3 protein-coding genes and 2 tRNA genes are annotated in these 1,917 nt (G+C 71.0%); all 5 read left to right on the forward strand.

Going from position 1 to position 1,917, the window contains the following annotated elements; all coding sequences use genetic code 11:
• Positions 1 to 339 precede the first annotated feature (339 nt).
• The 5 genes from ACFRCR_RS18595 to ACFRCR_RS18615 all read left to right on the forward strand — a co-directional run bounded on the left by ACFRCR_RS18595 (position 340) and on the right by ACFRCR_RS18615 (position 1,759).
• Positions 340 to 412, forward strand: a tRNA-Thr gene (locus ACFRCR_RS18595).
• 63 nt (positions 413 to 475) lie between these two features.
• Positions 476 to 552: transfer RNA gene (locus ACFRCR_RS18600), tRNA-Met, on the forward strand.
• Between the two features lie 88 nt (positions 553 to 640).
• Positions 641 to 811: a 50S ribosomal protein L33 gene (rpmG, locus tag ACFRCR_RS18605; protein WP_030151977.1), complete on the forward strand. Its 171-nt coding sequence runs from the start codon at positions 641 to 643 to the stop codon at positions 809 to 811.
• Between the two features lie 31 nt (positions 812 to 842).
• Positions 843 to 1,310 carry a MaoC family dehydratase N-terminal domain-containing protein gene (locus ACFRCR_RS18610; protein ID WP_377679667.1) on the forward strand — a complete coding sequence of 156 codons (468 nt, stop codon included), beginning with the start codon at positions 843 to 845 and terminating at the stop codon, positions 1,308 to 1,310.
• Positions 1,307 to 1,759, forward strand: coding sequence for a MaoC family dehydratase (locus tag ACFRCR_RS18615; RefSeq protein WP_377679669.1), 453 nt, complete (start codon positions 1,307 to 1,309; stop codon positions 1,757 to 1,759). The genes ACFRCR_RS18610 and ACFRCR_RS18615 overlap by 4 nt, the downstream gene beginning before the upstream one ends.
• Positions 1,760 to 1,917: the final 158 nt, after the last annotated feature.

Below are 1,917 nucleotides of genomic sequence, written 5' to 3' on the forward strand. Positions count from 1 at the left end.
CCCATTCGGGTGGCGCCTCGTTCGCGTTTCCGGGGCCGTCGTGCGGGGGCCGTGCGGTCACCGCCTCCAGGGGCCAGGCCGCCGGCCCGACGGCGGAGCTCACCGCGGTCGTCCGGCCTGCGGTGCGTCTCCGGGGCGCACTCAGGTCGCGGGCGGTGCGCGCGGCCGGAGGGTGAAGTCGTGACATGTCGGACCGGTACCGCTCGCCCGGCGCGCGCCCGCAGTGCGAGGAACCCCGCTCTCGCACAGGCCGCAGAATCGGCCTGATCACTGGGGTTTCGGGTGGTCTCCGAGGTCGATTTCGCACCACGGCCGAACCCGTGTAATCTTTTCACCGCTGCCCCGATAGCTCAGTCGGCAGAGCGTCTCCATGGTAAGGAGAAGGTCAAGGGTTCGATTCCCTTTCGGGGCTCTGTGAAGTGACGCGGGGTCGTCTCGCTGGAATACTGGCGACACGACCCCGCGTTCATCACGCGGCGGGGTAGCTCAGCTGGTCAGAGCGCACGGCTCATAATCGTGAGGTCGCGGGTTCGAGCCCCGCCCCCGCTACCACTTCCTGACAACACACCGTACGGCGGCCGGCGCCGTGCGGCCTAGCAAGCACGTAGCGCCCTCCGGAGGCGCGAGAGGTGGCACTACCGTGGCAAGCAAGAGCTCAGACGTTCGCCCGAAGATCACGCTCGCATGCGTGGACTGCAAGGAGCGGAACTACATCACCAAGAAGAACCGCCGCAACGACCCCGACCGTCTCGAGCTGGCGAAGTTCTGCCCGCGCTGCGGCAAGCACACCGCTCACCGCGAGACCCGCTGATCCAGCGGCTCCGCTGAGCATCTCCGCACGCATGGCGATCAACGCTGACTACGCCGGTCGTGAGTACCCGGTTACCGCCCCGTACTCGGTCGGCCGCGAGAAGATCCGCGAGTTCGCCGCTGCTGTCGGTTCGACCCACCCCGCGCACCACGATGTGGCCACTGCGCGGGGTTTGGGCTATCCGGACCTGATCGCACCGCCCACGTTCGCGGTGATCGTCGCGCAGCGTGCCGAGGCTCCCTTCATCCAGGACCCTGAGGCCCGTGTCGACTTCACGCGGGTCGTCCACGCGGACGAGCGGTTCGTGCACCACCGTCCGATCGTCGCCGGCGACGAGCTCGTGACCGTGCTGCACGTCGACTCGATCACGCAGCGGGCGGGCATCTCGATGGTCACGACGCGCGCCGAGATCGGCGCCCTGGCGGCGGACGGCTCCGGAACCGTCGAGCCCGTCGCGACCGTCACGTCGAGCCTCGTCGTCCGCGGGGAGGACGCATGACCGAGCACATCGCCTCTCCGGTGAGCACCACGCGACCGGACCTCTCCGCCCTCGCGGTGGGCGACGTCGTCGGGACGCGTGAGGTCCTCGTCGACCGGGCCCGCCTCGTCCGCTACGCCGGTGCGAGCGGCGACTTCAACCCGATCCACTGGAACGACGCCTTCGCGCAGAGCGTGGACCTGCCGGGCGTGATCGCGCACGGCATGTTCACCATGGGCGCGGCCGTCGCGCTGGTCGAGGACTGGGCCGGCGACCCGGGCGCTGTCGTGGACTACCAGACGCGCTTCACGCGCCCGGTCCCGGTGCCGAACCCCGGCGAGGCCGTGATCTCGGTCTCGGGCGCGATCGGCGCGATCGACCTCGAGGCGCGCACGGTCCGCGTCGACCTCACGGTCACGTTCGAGGCCGCCAAGGTCCTCATGAAGGCGCAGGCGGTCGTTCGCCTCTAGGCCGCCCGGCCCCTCAGGTCGCCGTTCCCGTGACCCCAGTACGTCGAAGGGCGCCTCTCCCGGGTGGGAGAGGCGCCCGTCGGGCGGCCCGGGGCGCCCCGCGGGGGGTGGTGGTGAGGCGCGCGGCGCGGGGACCCGCGGGGGGGCGGGCACGCGCG

It is taken from the genome of Oerskovia sp. NPDC056781 (genome assembly GCF_042789955.1).
Taxonomy (GTDB): domain Bacteria; phylum Actinomycetota; class Actinomycetes; order Actinomycetales; family Cellulomonadaceae; genus Oerskovia; species Oerskovia rustica.

What these genes read in the sequence shown, in the direction of transcription:
- ACFRCR_RS18610 (WP_377679667.1), top strand. Translation starts at nt 843, where the DNA reads ATGGCGATCAACGCTGACTACGCCGGTCGTGAGTACCCGGTTACCGCC.
- ACFRCR_RS18615 (WP_377679669.1), top strand. Translation starts at nt 1,307, where the DNA reads ATGACCGAGCACATCGCCTCTCCGGTGAGCACCACGCGACCGGACCTC.